The following is a 20316-nucleotide window of genomic DNA, read 5'->3' as shown; positions in this document are numbered from 1 at the left end:
GGATCGGAAACGGGAACAGGCGCAGGAAAAGCAGGACGAAAGGCATCTGAGTAAAAGTGAGTTTGAAACGGTGCTGCCCGGCTCGGAATGCGTCAGGCGTCCCGTGGAGGATCCTGTACTCTGGACCCTCCGCCTTGAAAGTCTGCAAAAAGCCATGGAGGTTCTGGATTACCAGAGTCGCGAACTGATTGATTTCCGCTATGCTAGGGGTCTGACCATGGAGGAGATCGGAAAGTTCTACGGCGTGTCCAAAATGGCGGTATCAAAGCGGCTGAAAAAGCTCCACGAAAAGCTGAAGGGCTCTGTCATCTGACAGGGCCCTTCAACTTTTTTTCATTTTCTGGTTTACAAATGCCCTCTGAGTGTCCTAGTAAGTGAGGGGCAATGGTTTCCGCGTTGTGAGAACGCAGCGAGTTGACGTGAGACACACATTGTAAACAAATTGAAAATCTCGCAAAAATAGGTTGTAAAAAACCGTGATTTTATCCCTACCCCTTATGAGGGGATTTTTTCTCCTGCGCTCATGTCTCTGATGGATCTGAGAAAACCATCGTGCCCCAAACGACGCTTCCACACATCGGAGATATGGCTGAAGGCCGCAGCCATGAATGACAATTGAAGGAAGAGGTACAGGATTATGGATGGAACCAAATTCAACCGCAGGTTTTTGAAAATGCTTCTGAAGATGCAATGTGAGAAAGAAACGCTGGACTGTGTGATCCATGAGATGAGAGCTGTGCTGGGAGAGAAGATGCCGGAGGAAGATGCCGTGCGGGCGTATCTGAAAGACCCCGGCAAAAAAACAACCCTCACAGTGGGCCAGCAGGTCCTTGCCATGGACAAGCTGCTGGAAGACGCGGAGGTAAACTTCCACATGATTTGCGACATGGTGCGCTACCAGAACATGAAGGAAGCGGGGATGGTCCACTCTGTGGATGAGTTCCTGCAGCTCCTTCGTTCAGGCAGAACACAAAACGAGTAAAGGAGGTGCACAAGCATGAAGCTGTCGGAGTACAAAAGCTATGACGACCTGCCGCTGTTCCTCAACGCGGAGATGGTGGCGAAGGTGCTGGGCGTGTCTCCGTCATCCGGATACGAACTCCTGCATGAGGACGGCTTCCCGGTGCTGCGGGTAGGCAACCGTATGGTGGTGCCAAAAGACGCGTTCATCCGGTGGGTGGAGTCACACACAGGAGGTGGCGGATGAGAACACAGAACAACTACTTCACGATGCCCAACGAAGTGTTCCAGCTGGGACTCAGCGCTGGGGAGCTGGCGGTATACAGTTACCTGCGCCGCTGCGAGGATCGCAGGACACACCAGTGCTGGCCCAGCTACCGGACCATCGGCAGCGCGGTGGGCATGAGTGAAAACACGGTGCGAAAGTACGTACTGGCCCTGGAAGAGCGCGGCCTGATCGTCACCGAGCCCACAGACGTGCGGCTGAAAAGCGGACGGCGCCGAAACGGAAATCTCAAATACACCCTGCCGTCTATCCAGGAGGTATTGCGGGACTACTACGCCCGGCAGCGGAGTACGCTTGAGGCCCAGACAGAGCGGCAGCGGGTGCAGAAGATGCTGGCAGAGCAGCAGGCAGAAGACTCCCTGTGAGCCCCCTGTGAGGCCCTGTGTGGAGTGGCTTGGGACTCAGCAGGGTCCCAGCCCCTCCCGGGGATTTTGGACGAATTTGGGCCGGTTTCGAGGCTCTGCGGAAGACGAAAGGAAAAGCTGGATAAAGAGGTGACATCACGGAGGCACTTTTGTCATGTACAACTGCCCGCAGTACGGGCAGTTCCAAGGAGTTCCGGCATTTGCGGAAGTGACATCACAAATAGGGCCTTCCAGGAAATGTGACATCAGAGAGGCCCATAGCCTTAGAAAACAGGCGCTTTTCATGACATCTTACTGGAAAAGGAGGGAAAATCCCATGACAGAGAAGGAACGGCTCCAGCTTCGGCTGCAGCCGGAGACCCGGGAGAAAATTGAACGCTGGCAGAGTGCCGCCGGCTGCCGCAGCATGAACGAGTTCGTGGAAAAGGCGGTGAACTTCTACGCGGACTACCTGGCATCAGACGATAGCGGGGTTCTGCTCTCGCCAGCGATCCAGTCCGCTATCGACGGTCAGCTGCAGGAGTTCAAAGAGCAGCTCAAGTCGCTGTTCTTCAAACAAGCGGTGGAAATGGACATGGGCATAAGCGTTCTCGCGGATTGTGTCAATCTGGACGAAGCGTACCTGCGGAAAAAACATGCGGAGAGTGTGGCCAGCGTGAAGAAGTTCAACGGACGACTGCGTCTGGAGCAGATCGTCAAGCGCGCACAGGAGCGGCGGGACGGTGATGATGAATGGCAAGACTGATCGTCAAGAGTCCGTACATCCGGTGCGGCAAACAGAATGCCGGTGGGTATCTTCGCTACATCGCGACGCGGGAACGGGTGGAGATCATCCCGGATGACCGTCCGCCCACCCGCAAGCAGAAACAGCTCATCACAAAGCTGGCGAAAGACTTCCCGGATGTGAAAGAGCTGCTGGAGTACGAGGACTACGTGCAGAAACCTACGAAGGCTAACGCCTCGTCGTTGATCACCTTGGCGCTGGAGGAGCACTGGAAGCAGGCGCAGCAGACGGATGGCTACATGAAATACATCGCAACCCGGCCTCGTGCAGAGCGGCTGGGTGACCATGGTCTATTCGGCGACGCGGACCATGTGGATCTGGACGCCGCCATGTCCGAACTGGAGCACTACACCGGAAACGTCTGGACGCACATCCTCTCCCTGCATCGAGAAGACGCGGAGCGCCTCGGTTACAACAACGCACAGGCGTGGCGGGCCTTACTCCGTGCGCACCGCAACGACATCGCGGCAGCCATGCATATCCCGCCCCAGGACTTCCGGTGGTACGCGGCGTTCCATGATGAAGGACACCATCCTCACGTCCACATGATGGCGTGGTCGGTGAAACCGGGACAAGCACACTTGGATCGGGAGGGGATTCGATCGATCAGGTCACAACTCACCAACGACATCTTTCAGCAGGAACTGCTCCACGTCTATGAGCAGAAGTCCGTTTCCCGGGACGAGCTGGTTCGTGAAACGCGAAAAGTCATGCTGGAACTGTCCCAGAAGATGCGGGAGACGGTCTGCGAGCACACCCGGGCGGAGCAGATGCTCTGGAATCTGTCCCAGCAACTGGGTGAGATCAGCGGAAAGAAGTCCTATGGGTACCTGCCGCGGCCCATGAAGCGGCAGGTAGATGAGATCGTGGATCAGCTGGAGTACATCCCTGTCGTGGATCAGTGCTATCAAAAGTGGTGGGAACTCCAGTGTCAGGTGAACGCGTTCTACTCGGGGAAGAAACAGCAGCGTCCGCCGCTGTCAAAGCAGAAGGAGTTCCGTGCCATCCGAAACGCCGTCATCCGGGAGGCGGAGAATATCCGCCTGGGCAAGATCACCTTCGAAGATGAGAAGATGGAAGAGCGGGGCGAGTGGGTGGACAACCTGACTGCCTCCTACGAGTGTCTGCGGCTGCGGGCCAGGATCGAAGACAACAATCTGCCTCTGGCCCAGAGAGACCCAGGCGGTGGAGGATCTGGAGCGGCTGGCAGAGTACGGTGATGTCCACGCCCAATACTTCCTGGGACTGCTGTACCGCGACGGCGGCCTGCTGCTGCCAGACGCAGAACAAGCCGCCCACTGGCTGGAACTGGCGGCAAAGCGAGATCTGCCGGCCGCCCAGTATGCTCTCGGCAAGCTATATCTCTCTGATGATCCGGAGGTGCATGACGCTGATGATGGTATTCAATGGTTGGAGCGAGCGGCCCAAAACGGGAACACTGACGCCGCCTACCGGCTGGGCAAGGAATACCTAACGGGCAAGTTCGTGCAAAAGGATGCAGTCAAAGCGGCGGAGTATCTCCGCTATGCGGCTGACAACAATCATCCCTGGGCCAGCTACCTGCTGGGGAAGCTGTACCTCTCTGGCAACGGCGTTCCCAAAGATGAAGAGGCTGCTTGGAACTGCTTCCGGATAGCGGATGCGTATGGTCATCCTTATGCTCGGTATGTCCTGGAACGCCAAGATCAATGGCAGCGACCGCAGCTCCTGATGACGGTGAGCCGTCTGCTCTACCACATGAGCAACATCTTCCGGGACAACGTGCCTGCTGTGCCTACGCAGCCGCGGCTGCACATAGACCGCAAGCGGATGCAGGAACTCCAGGAGCTGCGGGTCGCTTTGGGTCACCAGCCCAACGATCATGAGGAAGAGCAGACACAAACCCAGACCTGGGGCGGTATGACGATGAAAGGGTGGTAAGGATTCCTAATTGCAAAAATGACCGCCGCAGGCTATCCCTGCGGCGGTCTGAAGGTACTATATTTTTGCTGAGTATTGAGCAGAAAGATAAGCTGATTTCAGCAATGCCGTTCGCTGTAACGCGTTCCGCTGACCCTTCCAAATTCTTGACGGGTCCCGTCGCCATGGAGCAGATATACTTTTCCAGCCTTGGAATCAAATTTGGCAATGGGCTGCTTGAGGATCCGCTTCTTTTTTAATTCGGAGACAACAGCCAGTCTGGCCAATTTAAAAACAATACCATCTGATGGAATGCCCTTTGACATACCGCAGAGACCTCCTAAAAATATTGGGTCAAAATTGCGCGGCGCTTTGTGTTTTCTGGTAACCGGATGTTACATAAGCCAAGTATTGCTCCAGTGAAATTTCACCAGCAAGCAGTTTACAGCAGAGTCTTTTACAGGTGTCAGACACAGTAAGCCCTTCCATCTGCAAAGATAGCTCAGCGGCTCGAATAGATTGTTCAATGGGATGAGACATAGAGAATCCTCCGCTGACAGAAGTGGTTCTATTTGCATTGTAGCATACGAGCGTAGAGGCTGTAAATCAGGAAGAATATTTCCTGAATTGCAAAGAAAATGTCGGATGTAGTGAGTGCAAAATCTGCAACGCAGTAAACAAGATGACGCTCCCGTTCCAGTGGTAATCGTGATACAATAGATCCATGCCGATCATTCTATTGAAGCGATTCATACACAGAAAGGAGATTTTTTCCATGACTCCTTTGATCCCCTCAAATACACCCGAACAGAATCAGTTTGTTTCAATCAGTGATTTTAAATGGTGTGTGGACAAAGGCGGTGAAATCAACTTTATCTGGAATGGAAAGGAATATGGTATCAGCCATTCCAGAAGAAGAATCATTGCCTACCTGTGGGGGCAGCCTGATACTACACAGTACTTTGCAACAGCCGACGATGTCCTGAACTATATGGTTGGTTCTGACCGCCTGCGCGATGTGATCACGCGGGTCACTGTGCTTGACCGGACCATCTAAGATAAAAGTGATTTGTCTGCTGCTTATAAACCACAGGTATTACCGGCTTTCACAGGCCATTTCATGATACGCGTACGATCGGAGTATCCTTTGGGGTGCTCCGATTTTTTGTTGTTAATTGGAAATCCGATTCGCTCTTAATCCCTCAAAATTTGCGTCGCAGTAAACAATAATAGTAGGCCCCTGCCCCTCGAACCACGCAAATGATAATTCTTTCTGAACTGTGGTCAAAATCCCTGGATATTCTCTGCGTCTTACGGTATTGTGTGTCGCTGATAGGAGGCGATACACATGAACGACTATATGCAGGCACTGCACCAGCGGTTCTTCCGGGAACCAGAGTGTGCGGACGTGCGGGAAGAGATCAAGGACCTCCGGCAGGAACTGCGGGAGACCCTTCAAAAACCGGAGCGGCGGAAGCTACTGCGGCTGGTGGATGCACAGAATCTGCTCCGGGAGGAAACCTCCCTTGCTAGCTTCATGGCCGGTTTCAAGCTGGCCTGGGGCCTGGCGCAGGAACTGGAGGCAGACCGACTGGGGACGGCATGGTGCGCAAGCGGGAGGATGGCCGCTGGGAGGGCCGCATCGTGGTGGGACACAAGGAAAACGGTGACTCCATCTTCCGCTACGTGTCCGCCGGGAGCCAGAAAGCCCTGACGGAAAAGCTGCACCGGGAGATGAGCACCTACCGGGGCGTAGATCTCACCGAGAACAGCCGCATGACCCTGGGGGAGTGGCTGGACCAATGGCTGGAGGAGCTGGTGGCGCCCTCCGTGCGGGAGAGCACTCTGAAAGGATACCGCCATCATATCCAGTACCACATCAAGCCCCGCCTGGGCAGCAAGCCCATCAGCAAGATCACTCCAGATGACGTCCGGAAGCTGTACCGGGATGTCCAGAAGCATGGCCGTATCCGGGAGGACCCGGAGTATGGCCACGCCCTGTCTGCCTCCTGCATCCGCCGTCTCCACGGGGTATTTCACCTGGCCATGGATGCGGCGGTGCGGGCACGGCTCATCCCCCAGAATCCCACCCAGGGGGTCACGTTGCCCAAAAAGGAGACGGCCCCCAGAAAGATCCTCAACGATGCCCAGCTGGAGCGGCTTATGGAGGAGATCCGGAAGGACCCCATCTGGTATGACTTCTTCTACACGGAGCTCACCACAGGCCTGCGGAAAGGCGAGATCTGCGGCCTCATGTGGTCGGATTTTGACAGTAAGCAGGGGACCCTCTCCGGTATTCTGGGCCACACCAAGGCCAGCTTCACCCTGGACACCTACGCCCACGTCACCGGCGACATGCAGCGGCAGGCGGCCCAGGTGATGGACACCTTCATGACAGACATCTTCGGAAAGGAGCTGGCACCATGGCAAAGCGGAGAAAGCCCGGCAGCGGCAGCGTCCACCTGAGAAAGGACGGCCGCTGGGAGGGGCGGTGCGTGGTGGGCTACGACCAGCGGGGATATCCCAGAACCAGGAACTGCCTGGCCAAAACGAAAGGGGAGTGCCTGCGGAAGCTGAAAGCCCTGCGGGAGCAATGCCGTCCTCCGGAGCAGCCCAAGGAGATCGAATCCGGCATGACCTTCGGGGCGTGGCTGGATCACTGGTATCAGGCCTGTTCCATGCCTGCCCTCCGGCCCAGCACCCAGCAGGAGTATGAGCTGCGGATCTACCGGCACATCATCCCGGCTCTGGGGGAAATCCCTCTGAACAAGCTGACGGAGGCAAACCTCCAGCAATTTTACCACCAGCTCAAGCACGACGGGCGGCTGAACAGAACAGACCTCTACGGACCGGGATTGTCCGACCGCTCTGTCCGGGGCTGCCACATCACCTGCCGGGCGGCGCTGGCCCAGGCGGTGGAGGAGGGGCCGATCCCCGTGAACCCCGCCGAGGGCTGCAAGCTGCCGGGGGGAAGGACGCCGGGAGATGCAGGTGCTGACCCGGGAGGAGATGCAGCGCCTTTTGATTCAGGCCAAGGAGGACGGCTGCTATGAATTGCTTCTTCTGGAGTTGTCCGCAGGACTGCGGCGGGGCGAACTACTGGCCCTCTAGTGGGACGACCTGGACCTGAGGACTGGAGAGCTACGCATCAGCAGACAGGTTTCCCGGGTGCGGGGAAAGCTGACAGTGTCCCAGCCCAAGACGGACGCCGCCGTCCGCACCATCGTTCTATCGCTTGCTGTGACGGAACAGCTGCGGCACTACCGGAAGCAGGTGGATTCCCGCTGGATCTTTCCATCCCCCAAAAAGGAGGATGTTCCCCGGGATCCGGCGGCAGTTCGGAAGCTGCTGAGCAGGATCCTAAAGCGGGCCCAGTGCCCCAAGGTCCGGTTCCACGATCTCCGGCACACCTTCGTGACCACGGCGCTGGAGTACGGCATGGATGTCAAGACCCTCTCGGCGGTGGTGGGGCACCGTTCCTCCAGCACCACCCTGAATGTCTACACCCACGTGACGAAAGCCATGGAGCGGCAGGCAGCGGCCAAAATCGACCAGGGGATTGGAAAGCAGGAGGCACCAACCGAGGAAGCCCAGGAGACGAAGCACCCAACCATGACTACCTTCCGGGCAGACCCTGGGAAGCGGCGCAAGCCCGGCACCGGCTGCGTCCATCAAATCGGTGAACACCTCTGGGAGGGGCGGTATTCCCCCAGAGGGCCGGACGGCAAGCAGCGCTCCCGGAATGTCTACGGCCACACCCAGGAAGAATGCGAGGAAAAGCTGAAGGCACTGATTGCCACCATGAAAGCGGAGATCCAGGCGGAGCGGAGGCAACTCCGGGAAGCAGGGAGCCGGCCATGAAAGCGAAAAAAAGAAACTTCCGCGGATGCGGGAGTTTTCCTGTCTGTGGTATTTCTGTGGTCAATCAAAAACGGGAAAAAATCGGGGCACTACAAAAATGCGAAAAAGTTACAAAAAGCAAAGAAAAGAACCTGATTCCAAAGGAAATCAGGCTCTTTTTGGTGGAGACTGCTGGACTCGAACCAGTGACCTCCTGCGTGTGAAGATACGTCAGGGACGGAAAGAACGGGCTATCCCGTTCTTTCCGCCCCTTTTGGCTCGAAATCACTTGCTGTCCGCTCCGTTGTTTCCACCGGCTCCTGTCTGTTCCGATTCCAGTCTGGGTCACGGTTTGGGTCAGACGGCGATTCCCGTTTTTTGAACGGTATTAAGGAATCCGCTTTCGTCATCGGCTGCCGTCAGCAGGACGGGTTCGATATCGTGGTTGACTGAGCGAGTCAGCCGCCAAAGCGTTGTCATGGTATTCAGATAATCGCCGGGGATTTTGTCCACGACAACAGCAATATCAATATCGCTGTCCTTAGTAGCAGTTCCCTTGGCATAGGAACCATAGAGAAAAATAGCGGTGGCGTCCACGACCTTCCGCACGGCAGCGGCGTATTCTTTTGCGATATTCAGCACTTTTTCCTGATCCATAAGAACAACGCCCCCGTTTCCTGAATCATTTTTTCACAACGCTCGACGGTCAGGGATTCCAGCAATCTGGATTTGTGCAACGGATACCGGGCCTCAATGTTCAGCGGACTGAGCATATCCAGCAGGGAAAGCTGTTCCTCGCTCATTTCGCTGGAAATCTCGGACAAGTTTGCCAGACGCATCAACTTATGAATGTGCGGTAATTCTTCCTCTGGTTTTCTGGAAACAAAGATGGCCTTCAATGCCTTTTCAATCGTCTGGTGACACATAAAACCCACATATAGCAGGCGTCGAGTCTCCAACATGGCACGGGCTGTCTGCAAATCGTACTCAGCACTTTCAAACCAATATTCGGATTTATCAAAATCGCTCATGCCATCACCTCGCATATGCAGTATACCATAATGGACCGAGGAATAAAAGCGTTTTCCGCGAAGAAATGGGATAATGTAAATGGGATAACACAAAGCCCCAACTTAAAATTTGCGATGCAGTAAACAAAGAAACTTTTTCCGTCCTGAGATGCGGAGATTTCAACGATCCTCATCATTCCGGTGTATGGCCTCACTTGGGTCCATCATCCCGGAGGACCATGCTTCGCCGGTCTGCTGGGCCTTCCCCGGCGCCGGCCAACTCCCCCCAGCGGGTGGGCGGGGGTGTGGTAGGGCACCACCCAGCCAAAGGAGTTGACCCCCTTCAGGGTCTCCCGCGCCTGGTCGGTGCAGTGGACGGGGAGCCGGCAAAATACGGCCACCCCATCCTTTTGGAGGCGGGCACTGCCCATCCCCTCCTCCACCGATGGCCCCAGCAAAACGTCGGGCCAGGGCCCCCAGCGCGGGTGTCCGCAACTGGGGGGCGCTGACAAAGCAGAGGCTCGCCGCCGGGGGGCTCGGGCAGGGGCTGGGGGCAAGACTGGGGAGGCTTAGAGCGTTTCATCACGCTCCAGTCATAATATTCAAAATCTCCATATCTGTCTGACGCATTCCACAGCGGGCAAGACGGCCAACATTTGCAATCGTCTCTTCCACATCCTTTCCAACAATCCCCTCTCCATCTACAAATCCACGGCTACGGCTCATGCGGTACCCCAGTATGCCCGCCTCTACTGCTGAAGCAATTTTAGCCGCACAAGAGGACTTGGCTCCATCGCAGATCATTCCGGAGCAAATCGCAAGTGTATTGCTGATCGTTCTAGAAATCACATCGAAGCGGACTCCATCCAGATAGGCAATCCCGCAGGCAGCCCCGCATCCGGCGCTGACAGCCCCGCAAAAAGCGGATAAGCGTCCAATCCCCGTCTTTTGATGAATGGTAATCAGATCGGAAACCGCCAGTGCCCGCATCAGCGCCTCCTCATCCGCGCCGATTGTCCGCGCATACTCAATCACCGGCAAAGAGGCCGTCATACCCTGATTTCCGCTGCCGGAAGTGATCACCACCGGTTTTTCACATCCGCTCATTCTGGCATCCGATCCCGCTGCCGCAACAGCCTTCAGCCGGACCATGAGCGTGTCGCCGTAAAGTTCCAGCAGCGTCTTGCCAACTTCTGCCCCCCAGTCTCCGTTGAGTCCTTCCTGAGAAATTGTACAATTATAGTCAATTTGCCGCTTCAAGACGTCCTTTATGTCGTCGATTTCCAAGCAGTCGGCAAAATCCAGGATTTCCGCCACATTGAGAACGGAGCGGTCGGTCTGTTTTTCAGGGGTCACCTGCTCGGTCTGTTTCGCAATCAAATCCTTACCATCGAGCTGAACCCGCGTGATATTGGTGTGGTAATCCATAATTTCACAGCTGGCCGTGTGTGTTCTGGAACTCAATGTTACGGAAATATAAAACACGCGGTCTGTTTTTGCCGGCAGGACCTGGATCATCTTTTTCTCCAAGACACGTTGCATTTCCACAATTTCCGCAGGCGTGATCTGGGACAGTACTTCCAACCCCAATTCCGGTTTGCCGCTGATGATTCCTGCAGCAACAGCCGTTTCTATCCCCTTTAAGCCACCGGTATTGGGAACTGTGACCGCCCGTACATTTTTGATGATATTTCCGCTGACTTCTACCCGGCAGGCATCCGGAAATGCACCCAGCACACTCACAGCTTGAGCGGCGGCAAGCGCGACCGCGATCGGCTCTGTGCACCCCATGGCAGGAATCAATTCCTCAGTCAGAATCTTTACATAGCTTTCGTAATGCGGAGTATGTCTCATATCTGTATGCAGCCCTTTCTGCTTTTCAACCTGATCTCCAGAGGTCTACCGCGGAGGAGCCAGGAAAATATTGCACAGAAGCCGGGACAGCTCTGCTGGCAGGCCGCCCCGGCTTCTGAGTTTTTTATTTGGGAAACAAAGAATCTTTAGTCTTTCACACCGGCAATGGCCTGAATCTCAAAAAGGAACTTCGGCGCCGTAAAAGTCACCTCTGTGACGCTGCGCGTAGTCGGTACACCCTGTCCCAGGAAATATTCATCGAAAATCTGGTTCATCAGGGCAAAATCCTCGCGGTGGGCCAGGAAACAATCACAATGAAGCACCATATCCATTCCGGATCCCCCGGCCTCCAGGGTATTCTTCAGGCTCTCAAAGCAACCGCGGATCTGCTCTTCCGGGGTAGTCGGCATAGAACCGTCCGGACGGGCGGCAGAATGTGCCGTGGTAAAGATCAGATCACCATACCGTATGGCGCGGGACCATTTGGTCTTCAAGCTGTTCGGGGGGACAATCTGAATTTTTTCATGCTTCATAACATAATTCCTCCTTAAATCCACAAGTTTGCTTTCCGCACAGCCAGCACCTTCTGCAGGCTCCTGCGCAAGGAAATACTGCGGGATTCAGCGCTGGCTCCCAGGAACCGCAAACTTCATTCGCTTTGCTTCCCTGCGTCCATGTCTTCGTCGGAACGGTCAAACCGGTTGTAACTGACAATCTCGTTGATTGGCCTGCGATCTTTCCGGGGCTGAGTGCCGTCGTAATAGCCCAACGGGATCATCGTAACAACTTTCACATCTTCAGGAATTTCCAGAACATCCTTCACTGCCGCAGCATCAAATGCCCCCAGCCAGCAAGTACCAAGCCCCTGATCGTAGGCCTCTAGCATCATATACGCACCTGCCAGAGCCGCATCAATGGGATGCTTTGCCTCACCGCACGGCATCATATTATCGTGTTCCTTGTCAGGGGTTGCGCACACTACGATCACAACAGGTGCCTGTTCAATCATAGGCTGCGTACCAGCTTTATCATGGATTGCCTTTTTGACAGCAGGATCTGTCACTACAATCCATCTCCGGCACTGACAGTTATAAGAAGAAGGTGCCAGCTGCCCTGCTTCCAGGACCCTTTGCAGTTTTTCCTCCTCCACCGGTATCGGCAAATAGCTCTTTACACTCTGCCGTCCGCGCAAGGCTTCCATGACTTCCATAAAGCACAACTTCCTTTTTTAAGCAGAAACTCTTTCAAGACTGACGGAGCCCGTCCCGCTGTTGCCGTGAACTTAAGCGCGATGATCTTCGACCAACGTAGCGCCCTTGAGAATGGATCCCACACATCGCTGATAGATGGAAAGCCAGCCGGTCTTGGGCTGGAGACGCAGTTCCGCTTCCGCCATACGCTTTTGCAGTTCTTCGTCAGAAACCTCGATATTCAGCTCCCGCTTTTCAATATCATAGTTGACCCAGTCGCCGTCCTTGACTGCACAAAGAGGACCACGAAGAGCCGCCTCAGGCGAAGCATAACCAAAGCAGGCACCGGAAGCAGCACCGGACAGACGTCCGTCCGTTACAGTGGCCACATCGTCCTTGAGATGGCTACCCTTCAAAGCGGTCGTGAATGCATAGGAGGTATGCGGACCAGCCTTGGCACCCTGATAGATGATGAATACCACATTTCCCGCCTCAATGCGGCCATCACGCAGTGCGGCAATTGCATCATCCTGATCGTAGAATACTTTTGCAGTTCCACGGAACTTATGCAGTTTGGCGGGCACAGCGGACTGCTTGATAAACGCTCCCTGGGGCACCAGGTTGCCCTTGCAGAGAATCAAACCGCCATCGCTGTCCAGCGGTTTGTCCAGCGTGTGGATGATTTCCGTATTGCGGTTCACCGCTCCTTCAATATTCTCACTCAAAGTCTTGCCCGTAACGGTCATTCCGGTGAGATCCAGCTTCTCCTTCATCTCATTGAGCAGTGCACCCATGCCGCCTGCCTGCTCAAAGTCAGCCAGGCAGTAGGGACCGTTGGGACGGATTCCCATCAGCAGAGGCACCTCGCAGCTGGCTTCAGCATAAATGGAGCTGCAGTCCATATCCAAGCAAGCTTCCGTGGCTACAGCGGGAATGTGGATAATGGTATTGGAAGAACCGCCAATCGCCATGCAGACGCGGATAGCATTGGTAATGGCCTTTTCCGTGATGATATCGCGGGGCCGGATATTCTTCTCCCACAGATCCATCACACGCCGACCAGCTTCACGGCTGAGATTGATGAGCTTTCCGGAGACCGCAGCGGTCGTGGAATTCCCAGGCAAAGACATTCCCATGGTTTCCGTCAGCATGCTCATGGTATTGGCCGTGCCCATCATACCGCAGGCGCCTTTGCAGGGACCGCAGACATGGATCAGTTCGTCAAACTTCTCCATGGTCATCTTTCCTTCTTTAACCTTGGAGATGCTGGCACCGATATCGATAAAATCAACGTGCTCCCCGTCCAGATAAGGCGTTTCCATATAACCGCCGGTAACAATCACAGTGGGGATATTCACCCGGCCTGCCGCCATCAGCATGGCAGGCACCACTTTGTCGCACGTACCAATCAGTACCATGGCATCCAAGTGATGCGCCATTGCATTCAGCTCGATCTCATTGACCAGAAGATCGCGGCTGGGCAGCACATAGTCTCCGCCACCCACGCAATCACACAGGTTTACACCGTAAAAGAGGAACGGCAGACCACCCTTTTCAATAATCCCCTCCCGGACCGCCTGTGCCAGAGGCTGCTGGTGGATATGTCCGGGATTGATTTCATTCCAGGTGTTCATGATGCCAACCCGGGGCTTTTCTATATCGGCGTCATTATAACCCATGCCATAGAAAAATGCCCGGGTTCCCTGCCAATCCAATGTCATACGATCTTCCAGATCGCTGTTGATCATCCGCTTGTTTTCACTCATCTTCTATCTTACTCTCCTCGATTATTTGCATAATATGCGACATATTCAGAAGCGGCTGCTTCTGCCAGACGGTAAGTGCGGTTATTTCTCACGGAGTCATGAGAACTCAGGAAATCATCTGATAAATTTCTTCCAGAGTCTTTCCCTCTAATCCCAGCTTGTCTACTGTACGGCCTTCTGCTTTGAAATCACGTCCGCAGATAATACTGGCAATCATAATAAACGCATCCATTACCGGCGTCTCAACACCCAGCATATGGCCGATCGATGCAAGCGGTACGATACCACTGACCGTATCTTCCACAATAAAGCGGTGATTCAGACTGGTGGGGCTGCGAAGTCCCTTATAGGCTGCATTGTGCTGCAGCAGATCGTAAAGGTCCTCCTGATCCAGCTTATACATCTTCTGCAGGGACTTTACCAGGGAAGGCACCTCCAGGCCCAAGGCTTTGCAAACCGCCAGCCGCTCTGCATCACAGGCGGAAACCAGCTTTGCCACGCTGGGGGTAATGCCGGCCATGTAATAATCGTAATTTTCACCGACATCCGTACGATTCACATTCATGATGCTGGGAATGGGATGCAGCATTGCTCCGCCGCCTTCAAACCCAGTTTCCAGGATGTTTTTAACCGGTTTCAAATTCGTAAAGACGCCACCGATCTGTTCCATCAGCCGATTTACATCTCCTGCAGGCAATGTTGCGACATCCACCTCTGATTTGATGCCCGACTGGAAGGTCTGACCGATCTCATAGGAACGGCAGGCATACATAAGATCTCCAGTTTCTGCAATGATGATATCCGCTTTGCAGCCATGAATATCCCGGATGATATGGCTGACTTCCAGGCTGCCACCCACGTGTCCTGGATTGAGCATAAAAATAGAACCATCGTGCAGATACGGTGCGCACAGATCCGCAATTTCCTTATGCGCGTCCGTAGTCGTACACACCATGATGGCATCTACATCTTTGACAGCCTCATCAATAACGGTCGTGCAGACCTCAGGAAAGCCCTCGCACTCAAATTTACCTGTGACTGTGATCTTTCCCAGTTCATTCAAACGAGCAATTTTTTCCGCATCGCGATCGTATAAGGTCACATAGTACCCCTGGCTCGACAGATAAGCAACCATTGTCTGTCCGCCAGCACCTGCACCAAGAACAGCAAACTTCATCTTATTCACGAAACCGCCTCCTTGCATTTGGTTCCTATATAAATACAATTTCTTATATAGGAATTTCATATTTAAAGAATACTGAAAAGAGAATCTATTGTCAACACCGAAAATTAACGAATTTATATCTCAAAAATTGTTAATATTGATATTTTCCAAACATTTTCTCTTCTTTTTTGTCGTTTTGTCCTATAAAATTGAAACCTCACTTTTTCTTGCTTGTGCATTTCGACAATATAGTTCAAATTTCCGGTTTGTTTTTGTATATTTCGACTGCTTTCTTTTTGTGTTTTGGAAAATTTGCCCTGTCATCAGTTGCAAAACACTTTTAACTGTGCTAGTGTACACATAAAGGACAGATTGTTAATTGGGAGGAACATTTTATGGCTCAGACTGCTCATCGTTCTACTTCTCGCGTATTGGACATCTTTGAGTTGCTCTCCACAGCGAATTTCGAAGGCTTAACATTGACGGAAATTGCCCAGGCCTTAGAGTCACCCAAAAGCAGCATTCTCCCGATCCTTCAGACATTGGTGGCACGGGGCTACATCAAAGTAGATCATCGTGCCAACCGCTATTCCATCGGCATCAATCTTTACATGGTCGCCTCTGCCTATCGCAATAAGGTTTCTGCAAACAGCTTTATTGATCTTGAAATGAAGCGGCTTACGTCACAAATCGGTGAATCCTGCTGTCTTTCCGTCCTGCAGGGACGGGAAACACTCTTCCTCCACCGCACAGACCCGCAAGACAGCATTTACTGTCAGAAGGTCCCCGAGAAAAAGGAATTGGCGTGTCTCGGCGCAGCGGGAAAGTCCCTGCTTTGTGATTACAAGCTGAAGGAGCTGTCCGACCTCTTCCTCGGGGATGGTCAGATCCTGCCAAACAACGTGAATCTCTATCGGATCCATGTGCAGATGGAAGAAACACGCCTTACCTACCTTTCTTACGAATACGGCGAGGTGGAATCCGGCATTCAAAGTGTCGCTTCCCCGATCCGAAATGGCGAAAAGGTCGTAGCCGCAATCAGCATCATTCTTCCCGTTTTCCGTCTGACACCAGAAAAGGTGTTGGATTGTTCCCGTCTGCTTCCCGTTTCTGCTCAAAAAATCGAAAACGTACTTGCAAACTCAACCGAAAACATGGAAGATATCTTTTCCCTTGGCGGTTTCCGAAATCTCTGAAACAAACAGGCCAAAAGATCAAAAGTGGCGCAGACATATTTCCAATTGTCTGCACCACAATTTTTTCTGCTGCCTCTCAGCCCATTTTGCCCGACAACAGACTGCAATCATAAAATGCTTCCGAATCTTCTCCGAGCAAAGGGAACTTCCGCTGTGCACCCGCTGCAGTCCGTGCCATATATACTATTATAATATATAGCAACATATACCTTTATAATATATATAACAGCAGTATGAACGCCGGCGCCGCCTGTCAGCTGTCAAAGCGTCTTCGATATTCAAACACCCAGAACGTACCCGCCAGAATCAGAAGCGCACCAATGATGGAGGTCGTATTCAGCGTCTCCCCCAGTACCCAATAGCTCAGCGCCGCAGTAAACACCACGCCGGAATACTGATAAATACTCACCTCAGAAGCCGGCACCACCTGATAGGCAAAGGTCAACAGGAATTGACCGATCGCAGCAAAAACGCCTACCAGCAAAAGCAGGAAAAAGTTCTTGAGGGAGAGAACCTGAAAATAGGGAATCATCATTGCGCCTGCTAGCAGCGTACTTAGCGCAGAAAAATGGAGCACAATGGTTTCCGATGACACATTCTTTTTGCAGACAGCCAGCAGCGTATAAGCCAGTCCGCTCACGACAGCTGCCCCCAACGCACAAAGCAAAGGCATCGCATTGGAATCAAATGATGGCTGCATCGCTACGTAAGCACCGGATAAGCACAGCAGCGTTGCACCGATTTTCACATAGTTCAACTTTTCTTTCAGAAAAATAGCCGCAAATAACGTCACAAAAACCGGTGCGCTGCGGTTCAGCATGGCGACATCCGCCTGCTTCGCATTTCCAATGGCATAGAAAAAGAGGACAATCCCAAGAAATCCAAAAAATGAGCGTCCCCAGACTGCAAATCCTCCTTTTCGGATTTCAGCAAACACGGGAGTGTGCTTTTTCCATGCCATAGCCGCCGCCACAAAGAAGCTGATCAAATTGCGGAAAAACACCTGTTCAAATGTATGAACCTCACCTGAGGTAAGCTTTACGAAAATCTGCATCACCGAAAAGGCAAACGCAGAAACCAGCATTAAGTAAATTGCTTTTGTTTTCGGGTCCTTCATAATGGTTATCTATCGCCTCTTTCTCTCAGCCCTGCTGTGTGGTCATTGCTCTGTCAATATTGAGCAGGCGCAGCATTGCCTTGCGATAAATCCGGCGCTGCAAATAGAAGTCCGCCAGTTCCAGATATTCATCGCTTTGGTGCTCCGTATGGATCCGCCCCGGGAATGCGGCTCCAAAGCCCACGATATTCGCGATTCCACGCGCATACGTTCCGCCGCCAATTACAATCGGCTCACTAAGATCTCCGGTTTCTTCCCGATATGCCGCAAGAACCTGCTGCAAAACAGGATGATCCTTTCCACGGTAGAGCGGCGCCGCGTTTTTGAGAATCTTCATCTTCAGGCCGCACGCTTTCACAGCGCCTGTTATATTTGCCAAGATCACGGCACCGTCTGCTGTGACGGAATAGCGAATGTCCAGCGTCATCGTGATCTCTTCTGCAGTGGTCCGCACCATTCCAATGCATACCGTTGTCCTTCCGCTCGCTTCGTCCGCAAAATCAATCCCAAGCTTTTCACCGTGGCAGGTTCCGCTGAGATAGGTCTCATAGAACCGCACCAGTGGATCCTCCACAGCACCGCGAAGCGTTTCCATCACAGCATCGATGGCGCTCTCACCCTGATCCGGCACAGTGGCATGGGCAGCTTTTCCAACAGCCGAAATCCGCACGGGTTTCGCATCCTGCCCCATATAGACCGCCTCACATTGTGCAGCCACAATGTTGCAGGCAGTTCCGCCCTGAATAGAGCACAGGCTGCTTTTCTCCAAAGGAAGAGAAACTTCCAGCCACAGCATCCCCTTTTCACCGCTCAACGCGGGAAATTCCGCATCCGGGGTGAACCCTGCAACAGGCGTCTCCTCATGCTCCCGATAATAGTCCATGTCAGACCAGATCCCGGTTTCCTCACTCTGGCCGAAAATCACACGAAGTCTCCGCGGAAGGGCCCCCTTCATTTCCTCCATCACATCTGCCACTGCGTAGATGCAGGCGACGGCAGGCCCCTTATTGTCCGAGGAACCTCTTCCATAAATACGCCCATTCCGGACTGTTCCTTCGAAGGGATCCGTTGTCCATCCCTCTCCGGCAGGCACAACATCCAAGTGCGGAACAACGGCTATCATCTCGTCGCCTTGTCCTATTTCCGCCCATGCTGTTTTCCCCGGGATCTTTACCGTCTTCATCCCAAGACTCCGGCACAGGTTCAACGTATACTCCAATGCCTCATCCACTTCTTTGCCATAGGGCTGGACAGGACTCGCCCCGACGCCGGATACGCTGGGGATCCTCAACAGCTCCTGCAAAGTCGACAGCATCTGTGCATCTGTATATGGCATTTCCGCGTTTCCTCCGTCAGATTTTCCCAAAAGGCGGCGTGACCCAGCTGAAGTCCTCCAGTTCCTCCGCTTTTGTTCGTTTTCCGCTGGCTACATCGAGGACCAGTTGATAAAGCTCTTGTCCCATCTCCCGATAATCTCTGTTCTGAGAGATCACAGCGGATGCATCAAAATCAATCATTTCCTGACCGAGTCGGGCGTAGGTTTCCATGTTTCCGGTAATCTTGATGGTCACACTGGCCGCATTTCCCAGCGGCGTCCCGCGTCCCGTGGTAAAGAGGCAGATGTGCGCACCACTCATAGCCAGCGCTGTGGCAGCATAGACGTCATTGCTGCCCTGCCGGTTGTCCAAAAGCCACTGTCCGGGCCCTGGAACCTCCTCGCCAACTTCCAGAACACCTACTACCTTTGTTCGGTTGCCGGACAGTTCCAGATTTCCGATTGCCTTTTCGCAAAGCGTCGTAATGCCATGAGCTTTATTGCCGGGCGTGGGATTCACATCCGCAATGGACTGACCGGTCATTTTCAGCACATCGCTACGATACTCCTCCACAATATTGAGGATCTGCTCACCGATCTTATAATTCTCTGCCAGCTCAATCAAATGGCGTTCATTGCCGGGCATTCCCCGGATTCCCGCACTGACAATGGCCGCTCCGGCATCTCCCAACAAATCCGCAGTCTCTCCCGTAGTCACATTGGCCGCCAGAGAACTTGACCAATCTGATCCGCCGCAGTAAACTGAAACCACCAGATCTGAAACCGGGAACGCCTCCCGCTGCATCTGCTGACCCTCTTTCAGGAGTTGCTGCACCAGTGCTGTTCCTTTTTCCACCGTGGCCTTGACTCCACCCTCATCCTGAATACACAGGTGAAAAACCTTGGTTCCGGATTTTTCGATCTCCGCCGCAATGGCCTGCGGATTTGTCCACTGGCAGCCCAAGCTGATCAGTACGGCACCATATACATTGGGGTGCTGTCCGGCGCGGATCAAACCGAGATTGGTTCGATTTTCCTGATCGTGGTATTCCCCGCAGCCAGTATTGATCGTGATAGCCGGAACACCACAGTGGGCTGCAATCTGTGTTGCTGCACCATTGGCGCATTGAACCAGGGAGATCACCAACACCTGGTTCCGAATTCCAAAGCGCCCATGTGCCCGGCGATAGCCCATAACAGTATCATGCATCTTTTGCCATCTCCTTTGCCCGCTTTCGATATGCTGCAGCGTATTCATTGCACAGCTGCTCCGTAATGTCCTTCACATTATGGGTATGCACCCACTGTCCAGGAAGAATATCGCATTCCGCCTGCCCGATGGCAGTTCCGTATTTTACGACCATGCTCCCGGAAGGAATGGCTGCAATCGCGATCTTATGTCCCACGGGAATATCCTCGGCAGCTTCCAGCTCCAACCCGGCTGCTGTTACCACACTTCCCTTTGCCACCGCTCTGGGGACAACCGCTACATTGTCTTTTTCATTGAGAACGATTGCGAAAATCTCCATTTATCTCACCTCTTTTTTCAGTATATCAGTACTTCCCCTC

27 protein-coding genes are annotated in these 20316 nt (G+C 53.4%); 14 read left to right on the top strand and 13 right to left on the bottom strand.

All coding sequences use genetic code 11. From position 1 onward, the window contains the following. The 7 genes from HMPREF1546_RS17585 to HMPREF1546_RS19795 all read left to right on the top strand — a co-directional run. Window positions 1-313: sigma-70 family RNA polymerase sigma factor (locus tag HMPREF1546_RS17585; RefSeq protein WP_021752194.1), on the top strand; the 313-nt coding region annotated here is incomplete at its 5' end. A 324-nt stretch (window positions 314-637) separates the two neighbouring features. Beyond that, window positions 638-982, top strand: a complete 345-nt coding sequence (locus HMPREF1546_RS17580; RefSeq protein ID WP_021750604.1) for a hypothetical protein — start codon at window positions 638-640, stop codon at window positions 980-982. 15 nt (window positions 983-997) lie between these two features. After that, window positions 998-1207 (top strand): helix-turn-helix domain-containing protein, encoded by a 210-nt coding sequence (locus HMPREF1546_RS17575; RefSeq protein WP_021750603.1) that lies wholly within the window; start codon window positions 998-1000, stop codon window positions 1205-1207. Beyond that, a complete protein-coding gene (locus tag HMPREF1546_RS17570) occupies window positions 1204-1611 on the top strand; it encodes a helix-turn-helix domain-containing protein (protein ID WP_021750602.1) in 408 nt (135 codons plus the stop codon). The genes HMPREF1546_RS17575 and HMPREF1546_RS17570 overlap by 4 nt, the downstream gene beginning before the upstream one ends. Before the next feature lie 316 nt (window positions 1612-1927). Beyond that, window positions 1928-2356: a hypothetical protein gene (locus HMPREF1546_RS17565; protein WP_036631014.1), complete on the top strand. Its 429-nt coding sequence runs from the start codon at window positions 1928-1930 to the stop codon at window positions 2354-2356. Then, complete coding sequence (mobP3, locus tag HMPREF1546_RS19800) at window positions 2344-3615, top strand: MobP3 family relaxase (RefSeq protein ID WP_021750600.1); 1272 nt, start codon at window positions 2344-2346, stop codon at window positions 3613-3615. Before HMPREF1546_RS17565 ends, mobP3 begins: the two co-directional genes overlap by 13 nt. After that, on the top strand, window positions 3581-4315 hold the full coding sequence (locus tag HMPREF1546_RS19795) for a tetratricopeptide repeat protein (RefSeq protein WP_021750599.1): 735 nt from the start codon (window positions 3581-3583) through the stop codon (window positions 4313-4315). Before mobP3 ends, HMPREF1546_RS19795 begins: the two co-directional genes overlap by 35 nt. 98 nt (window positions 4316-4413) lie before the next feature. Here the strand turns inward: HMPREF1546_RS19795 and HMPREF1546_RS17555 are convergent, their stop codons facing one another. Both HMPREF1546_RS17555 and HMPREF1546_RS18580 read right to left on the bottom strand, forming a co-directional pair. Continuing rightward, window positions 4414-4620, bottom strand: coding sequence for a hypothetical protein (locus tag HMPREF1546_RS17555; protein ID WP_021750598.1), 207 nt, complete (start codon window positions 4618-4620; stop codon window positions 4414-4416). A gap of 28 nt (window positions 4621-4648) precedes the next feature. Then, window positions 4649-4834 (bottom strand): hypothetical protein, encoded by a 186-nt coding sequence (locus HMPREF1546_RS18580; RefSeq protein WP_083491058.1) that lies wholly within the window; start codon window positions 4832-4834, stop codon window positions 4649-4651. Between the two features lie 235 nt (window positions 4835-5069). On the opposite strand from HMPREF1546_RS18580, the gene HMPREF1546_RS17550 reads away from it, so the two are divergent. From HMPREF1546_RS17550 to HMPREF1546_RS19080, 6 genes are all read left to right on the top strand, one after another. Beyond that, window positions 5070-5351 carry a hypothetical protein gene (locus tag HMPREF1546_RS17550; protein ID WP_036631013.1) on the top strand — a complete coding sequence of 94 codons (282 nt, stop codon included), beginning with the start codon at window positions 5070-5072 and terminating at the stop codon, window positions 5349-5351. 291 nt (window positions 5352-5642) lie between these two features. Further along, on the top strand, window positions 5643-6008 hold the full coding sequence (locus HMPREF1546_RS19365; RefSeq protein WP_021750596.1) for a DUF6809 family protein: 366 nt from the start codon (window positions 5643-5645) through the stop codon (window positions 6006-6008). Further along, window positions 5897-6760: a tyrosine recombinase XerC gene (gene xerC / locus HMPREF1546_RS17540; protein ID WP_036631011.1), complete on the top strand. Its 864-nt coding sequence runs from the start codon at window positions 5897-5899 to the stop codon at window positions 6758-6760. The genes HMPREF1546_RS19365 and xerC overlap by 112 nt, the downstream gene beginning before the upstream one ends. Then, entirely contained in the window at window positions 6718-7347 is a 630-nt protein-coding gene (locus tag HMPREF1546_RS19790) for an N-terminal phage integrase SAM-like domain-containing protein (RefSeq protein WP_021750594.1), read from the top strand. Before xerC ends, HMPREF1546_RS19790 begins: the two co-directional genes overlap by 43 nt. Before the next feature lie 115 nt (window positions 7348-7462). Beyond that, window positions 7463-8155 (top strand): site-specific integrase, encoded by a 693-nt coding sequence (locus tag HMPREF1546_RS19785; protein WP_021750593.1) that lies wholly within the window; start codon window positions 7463-7465, stop codon window positions 8153-8155. Then, window positions 8152-8358, top strand: coding sequence for a hypothetical protein (locus HMPREF1546_RS19080; protein WP_021750592.1), 207 nt, complete (start codon window positions 8152-8154; stop codon window positions 8356-8358). The genes HMPREF1546_RS19785 and HMPREF1546_RS19080 overlap by 4 nt, the downstream gene beginning before the upstream one ends. A gap of 133 nt (window positions 8359-8491) precedes the next feature. Here HMPREF1546_RS19080 and HMPREF1546_RS17530 read toward each other — a convergent pair whose 3' ends face one another. The 7 genes from HMPREF1546_RS17530 to HMPREF1546_RS17495 form a co-directional block, all read right to left on the bottom strand. Beyond that, on the bottom strand, window positions 8492-8791 hold the full coding sequence (locus HMPREF1546_RS17530) for a nucleotidyltransferase domain-containing protein (protein WP_021750591.1): 300 nt from the start codon (window positions 8789-8791) through the stop codon (window positions 8492-8494). Further along, window positions 8770-9165 (bottom strand): HEPN domain-containing protein, encoded by a 396-nt coding sequence (locus tag HMPREF1546_RS17525; RefSeq protein WP_021750590.1) that lies wholly within the window; start codon window positions 9163-9165, stop codon window positions 8770-8772. The genes HMPREF1546_RS17530 and HMPREF1546_RS17525 overlap by 22 nt, the downstream gene beginning before the upstream one ends. A 561-nt stretch (window positions 9166-9726) precedes the next feature. Continuing rightward, window positions 9727-10998: a serine dehydratase subunit alpha family protein gene (locus tag HMPREF1546_RS17515; protein WP_021750587.1), complete on the bottom strand. Its 1272-nt coding sequence runs from the start codon at window positions 10996-10998 to the stop codon at window positions 9727-9729. Between the two features lie 146 nt (window positions 10999-11144). Continuing rightward, entirely contained in the window at window positions 11145-11531 is a 387-nt protein-coding gene (locus HMPREF1546_RS17510; RefSeq protein ID WP_021750585.1) for a RidA family protein, read from the bottom strand. A 116-nt stretch (window positions 11532-11647) separates the two neighbouring features. Continuing rightward, on the bottom strand, window positions 11648-12208 hold the full coding sequence (locus tag HMPREF1546_RS17505) for a nitroreductase family protein (RefSeq protein WP_021750584.1): 561 nt from the start codon (window positions 12206-12208) through the stop codon (window positions 11648-11650). Between the two features lie 72 nt (window positions 12209-12280). Beyond that, window positions 12281-13954, bottom strand: coding sequence for a dihydroxy-acid dehydratase (locus HMPREF1546_RS17500; protein ID WP_021750583.1), 1674 nt, complete (start codon window positions 13952-13954; stop codon window positions 12281-12283). A 106-nt stretch (window positions 13955-14060) separates the two neighbouring features. Beyond that, window positions 14061-15131, bottom strand: coding sequence for an NAD/NADP-dependent octopine/nopaline dehydrogenase family protein (locus tag HMPREF1546_RS17495; RefSeq protein ID WP_036631020.1), 1071 nt, complete (start codon window positions 15129-15131; stop codon window positions 14061-14063). 383 nt (window positions 15132-15514) lie between these two features. Here HMPREF1546_RS17495 and HMPREF1546_RS17490 point away from each other — a divergent pair, with 383 nt between their 5' ends. Further along, a complete protein-coding gene (locus HMPREF1546_RS17490; protein ID WP_051320067.1) occupies window positions 15515-16315 on the top strand; it encodes an IclR family transcriptional regulator in 801 nt (266 codons plus the stop codon). A 253-nt stretch (window positions 16316-16568) separates the two neighbouring features. Here HMPREF1546_RS17490 and HMPREF1546_RS17485 read toward each other — a convergent pair whose 3' ends face one another. The 4 genes from HMPREF1546_RS17485 to HMPREF1546_RS17470 are packed head-to-tail and all read right to left on the bottom strand — an operon-like array spanning window position 16569 to window position 20276. Continuing rightward, window positions 16569-17432 carry a DMT family transporter gene (locus HMPREF1546_RS17485; protein WP_021750580.1) on the bottom strand — a complete coding sequence of 288 codons (864 nt, stop codon included), beginning with the start codon at window positions 17430-17432 and terminating at the stop codon, window positions 16569-16571. Between the two features lie 25 nt (window positions 17433-17457). After that, window positions 17458-18768, bottom strand: coding sequence for a Sapep family Mn(2+)-dependent dipeptidase (locus HMPREF1546_RS17480; protein ID WP_036631009.1), 1311 nt, complete (start codon window positions 18766-18768; stop codon window positions 17458-17460). Between the two features lie 16 nt (window positions 18769-18784). After that, window positions 18785-19957: a UxaA family hydrolase gene (locus HMPREF1546_RS17475; protein ID WP_021750578.1), complete on the bottom strand. Its 1173-nt coding sequence runs from the start codon at window positions 19955-19957 to the stop codon at window positions 18785-18787. Next, on the bottom strand, window positions 19950-20276 hold the full coding sequence (locus tag HMPREF1546_RS17470) for a UxaA family hydrolase (protein WP_021750577.1): 327 nt from the start codon (window positions 20274-20276) through the stop codon (window positions 19950-19952). Before HMPREF1546_RS17470 ends, HMPREF1546_RS17475 begins: the two co-directional genes overlap by 8 nt. Between the last annotated feature and the right edge of the window lie 40 nt (window positions 20277-20316).

Origin of the sequence: Oscillibacter sp. KLE 1745, from assembly GCF_000469445.2 — a bacterium.
GTDB classification, from domain to species: domain Bacteria; phylum Bacillota; class Clostridia; order Oscillospirales; family Oscillospiraceae; genus Oscillibacter; species Oscillibacter welbionis.
Note: the sequence above shows the minus strand (reverse complement) of the source record. Positions and strands in the feature narration are given on the sequence as shown.

Coding starts and splice junctions, on each gene's coding strand:
- HMPREF1546_RS17580 (WP_021750604.1), top strand. CDS start 638: ATGGATGGAACCAAATTCAACCGCAGGTTTTTGAAAATGCTTCTGAAG.
- HMPREF1546_RS17575 (WP_021750603.1), top strand. CDS start 998: ATGAAGCTGTCGGAGTACAAAAGCTATGACGACCTGCCGCTGTTCCTC.
- HMPREF1546_RS17570 (WP_021750602.1), top strand. CDS start 1,204: ATGAGAACACAGAACAACTACTTCACGATGCCCAACGAAGTGTTCCAG.
- HMPREF1546_RS17565 (WP_036631014.1), top strand. CDS start 1,928: ATGACAGAGAAGGAACGGCTCCAGCTTCGGCTGCAGCCGGAGACCCGG.
- mobP3 (WP_021750600.1), top strand. CDS start 2,344: ATGGCAAGACTGATCGTCAAGAGTCCGTACATCCGGTGCGGCAAACAG.
- HMPREF1546_RS17555 (WP_021750598.1), bottom strand. CDS start 4,620: ATGTCAAAGGGCATTCCATCAGATGGTATTGTTTTTAAATTGGCCAGA.
- HMPREF1546_RS18580 (WP_083491058.1), bottom strand. CDS start 4,834: ATGTCTCATCCCATTGAACAATCTATTCGAGCCGCTGAGCTATCTTTG.
- HMPREF1546_RS17550 (WP_036631013.1), top strand. CDS start 5,070: ATGACTCCTTTGATCCCCTCAAATACACCCGAACAGAATCAGTTTGTT.
- HMPREF1546_RS19365 (WP_021750596.1), top strand. CDS start 5,643: ATGAACGACTATATGCAGGCACTGCACCAGCGGTTCTTCCGGGAACCA.
- xerC (WP_036631011.1), top strand. CDS start 5,897: ATGGTGCGCAAGCGGGAGGATGGCCGCTGGGAGGGCCGCATCGTGGTG.
- HMPREF1546_RS19790 (WP_021750594.1), top strand. CDS start 6,718: ATGGCAAAGCGGAGAAAGCCCGGCAGCGGCAGCGTCCACCTGAGAAAG.
- HMPREF1546_RS19080 (WP_021750592.1), top strand. CDS start 8,152: ATGAAAGCGAAAAAAAGAAACTTCCGCGGATGCGGGAGTTTTCCTGTC.
- HMPREF1546_RS17530 (WP_021750591.1), bottom strand. CDS start 8,791: ATGGATCAGGAAAAAGTGCTGAATATCGCAAAAGAATACGCCGCTGCC.
- HMPREF1546_RS17525 (WP_021750590.1), bottom strand. CDS start 9,165: ATGAGCGATTTTGATAAATCCGAATATTGGTTTGAAAGTGCTGAGTAC.
- HMPREF1546_RS17515 (WP_021750587.1), bottom strand. CDS start 10,998: ATGAGACATACTCCGCATTACGAAAGCTATGTAAAGATTCTGACTGAG.
- HMPREF1546_RS17510 (WP_021750585.1), bottom strand. CDS start 11,531: ATGAAGCATGAAAAAATTCAGATTGTCCCCCCGAACAGCTTGAAGACC.
- HMPREF1546_RS17505 (WP_021750584.1), bottom strand. CDS start 12,208: ATGGAAGTCATGGAAGCCTTGCGCGGACGGCAGAGTGTAAAGAGCTAT.
- HMPREF1546_RS17500 (WP_021750583.1), bottom strand. CDS start 13,954: ATGAGTGAAAACAAGCGGATGATCAACAGCGATCTGGAAGATCGTATG.
- HMPREF1546_RS17495 (WP_036631020.1), bottom strand. CDS start 15,131: ATGAAGTTTGCTGTTCTTGGTGCAGGTGCTGGCGGACAGACAATGGTT.
- HMPREF1546_RS17490 (WP_051320067.1), top strand. CDS start 15,515: ATGGCTCAGACTGCTCATCGTTCTACTTCTCGCGTATTGGACATCTTT.
- HMPREF1546_RS17485 (WP_021750580.1), bottom strand. CDS start 17,432: ATGAAGGACCCGAAAACAAAAGCAATTTACTTAATGCTGGTTTCTGCG.
- HMPREF1546_RS17480 (WP_036631009.1), bottom strand. CDS start 18,768: ATGCCATATACAGATGCACAGATGCTGTCGACTTTGCAGGAGCTGTTG.
- HMPREF1546_RS17475 (WP_021750578.1), bottom strand. CDS start 19,957: ATGCATGATACTGTTATGGGCTATCGCCGGGCACATGGGCGCTTTGGA.
- HMPREF1546_RS17470 (WP_021750577.1), bottom strand. CDS start 20,276: ATGGAGATTTTCGCAATCGTTCTCAATGAAAAAGACAATGTAGCGGTT.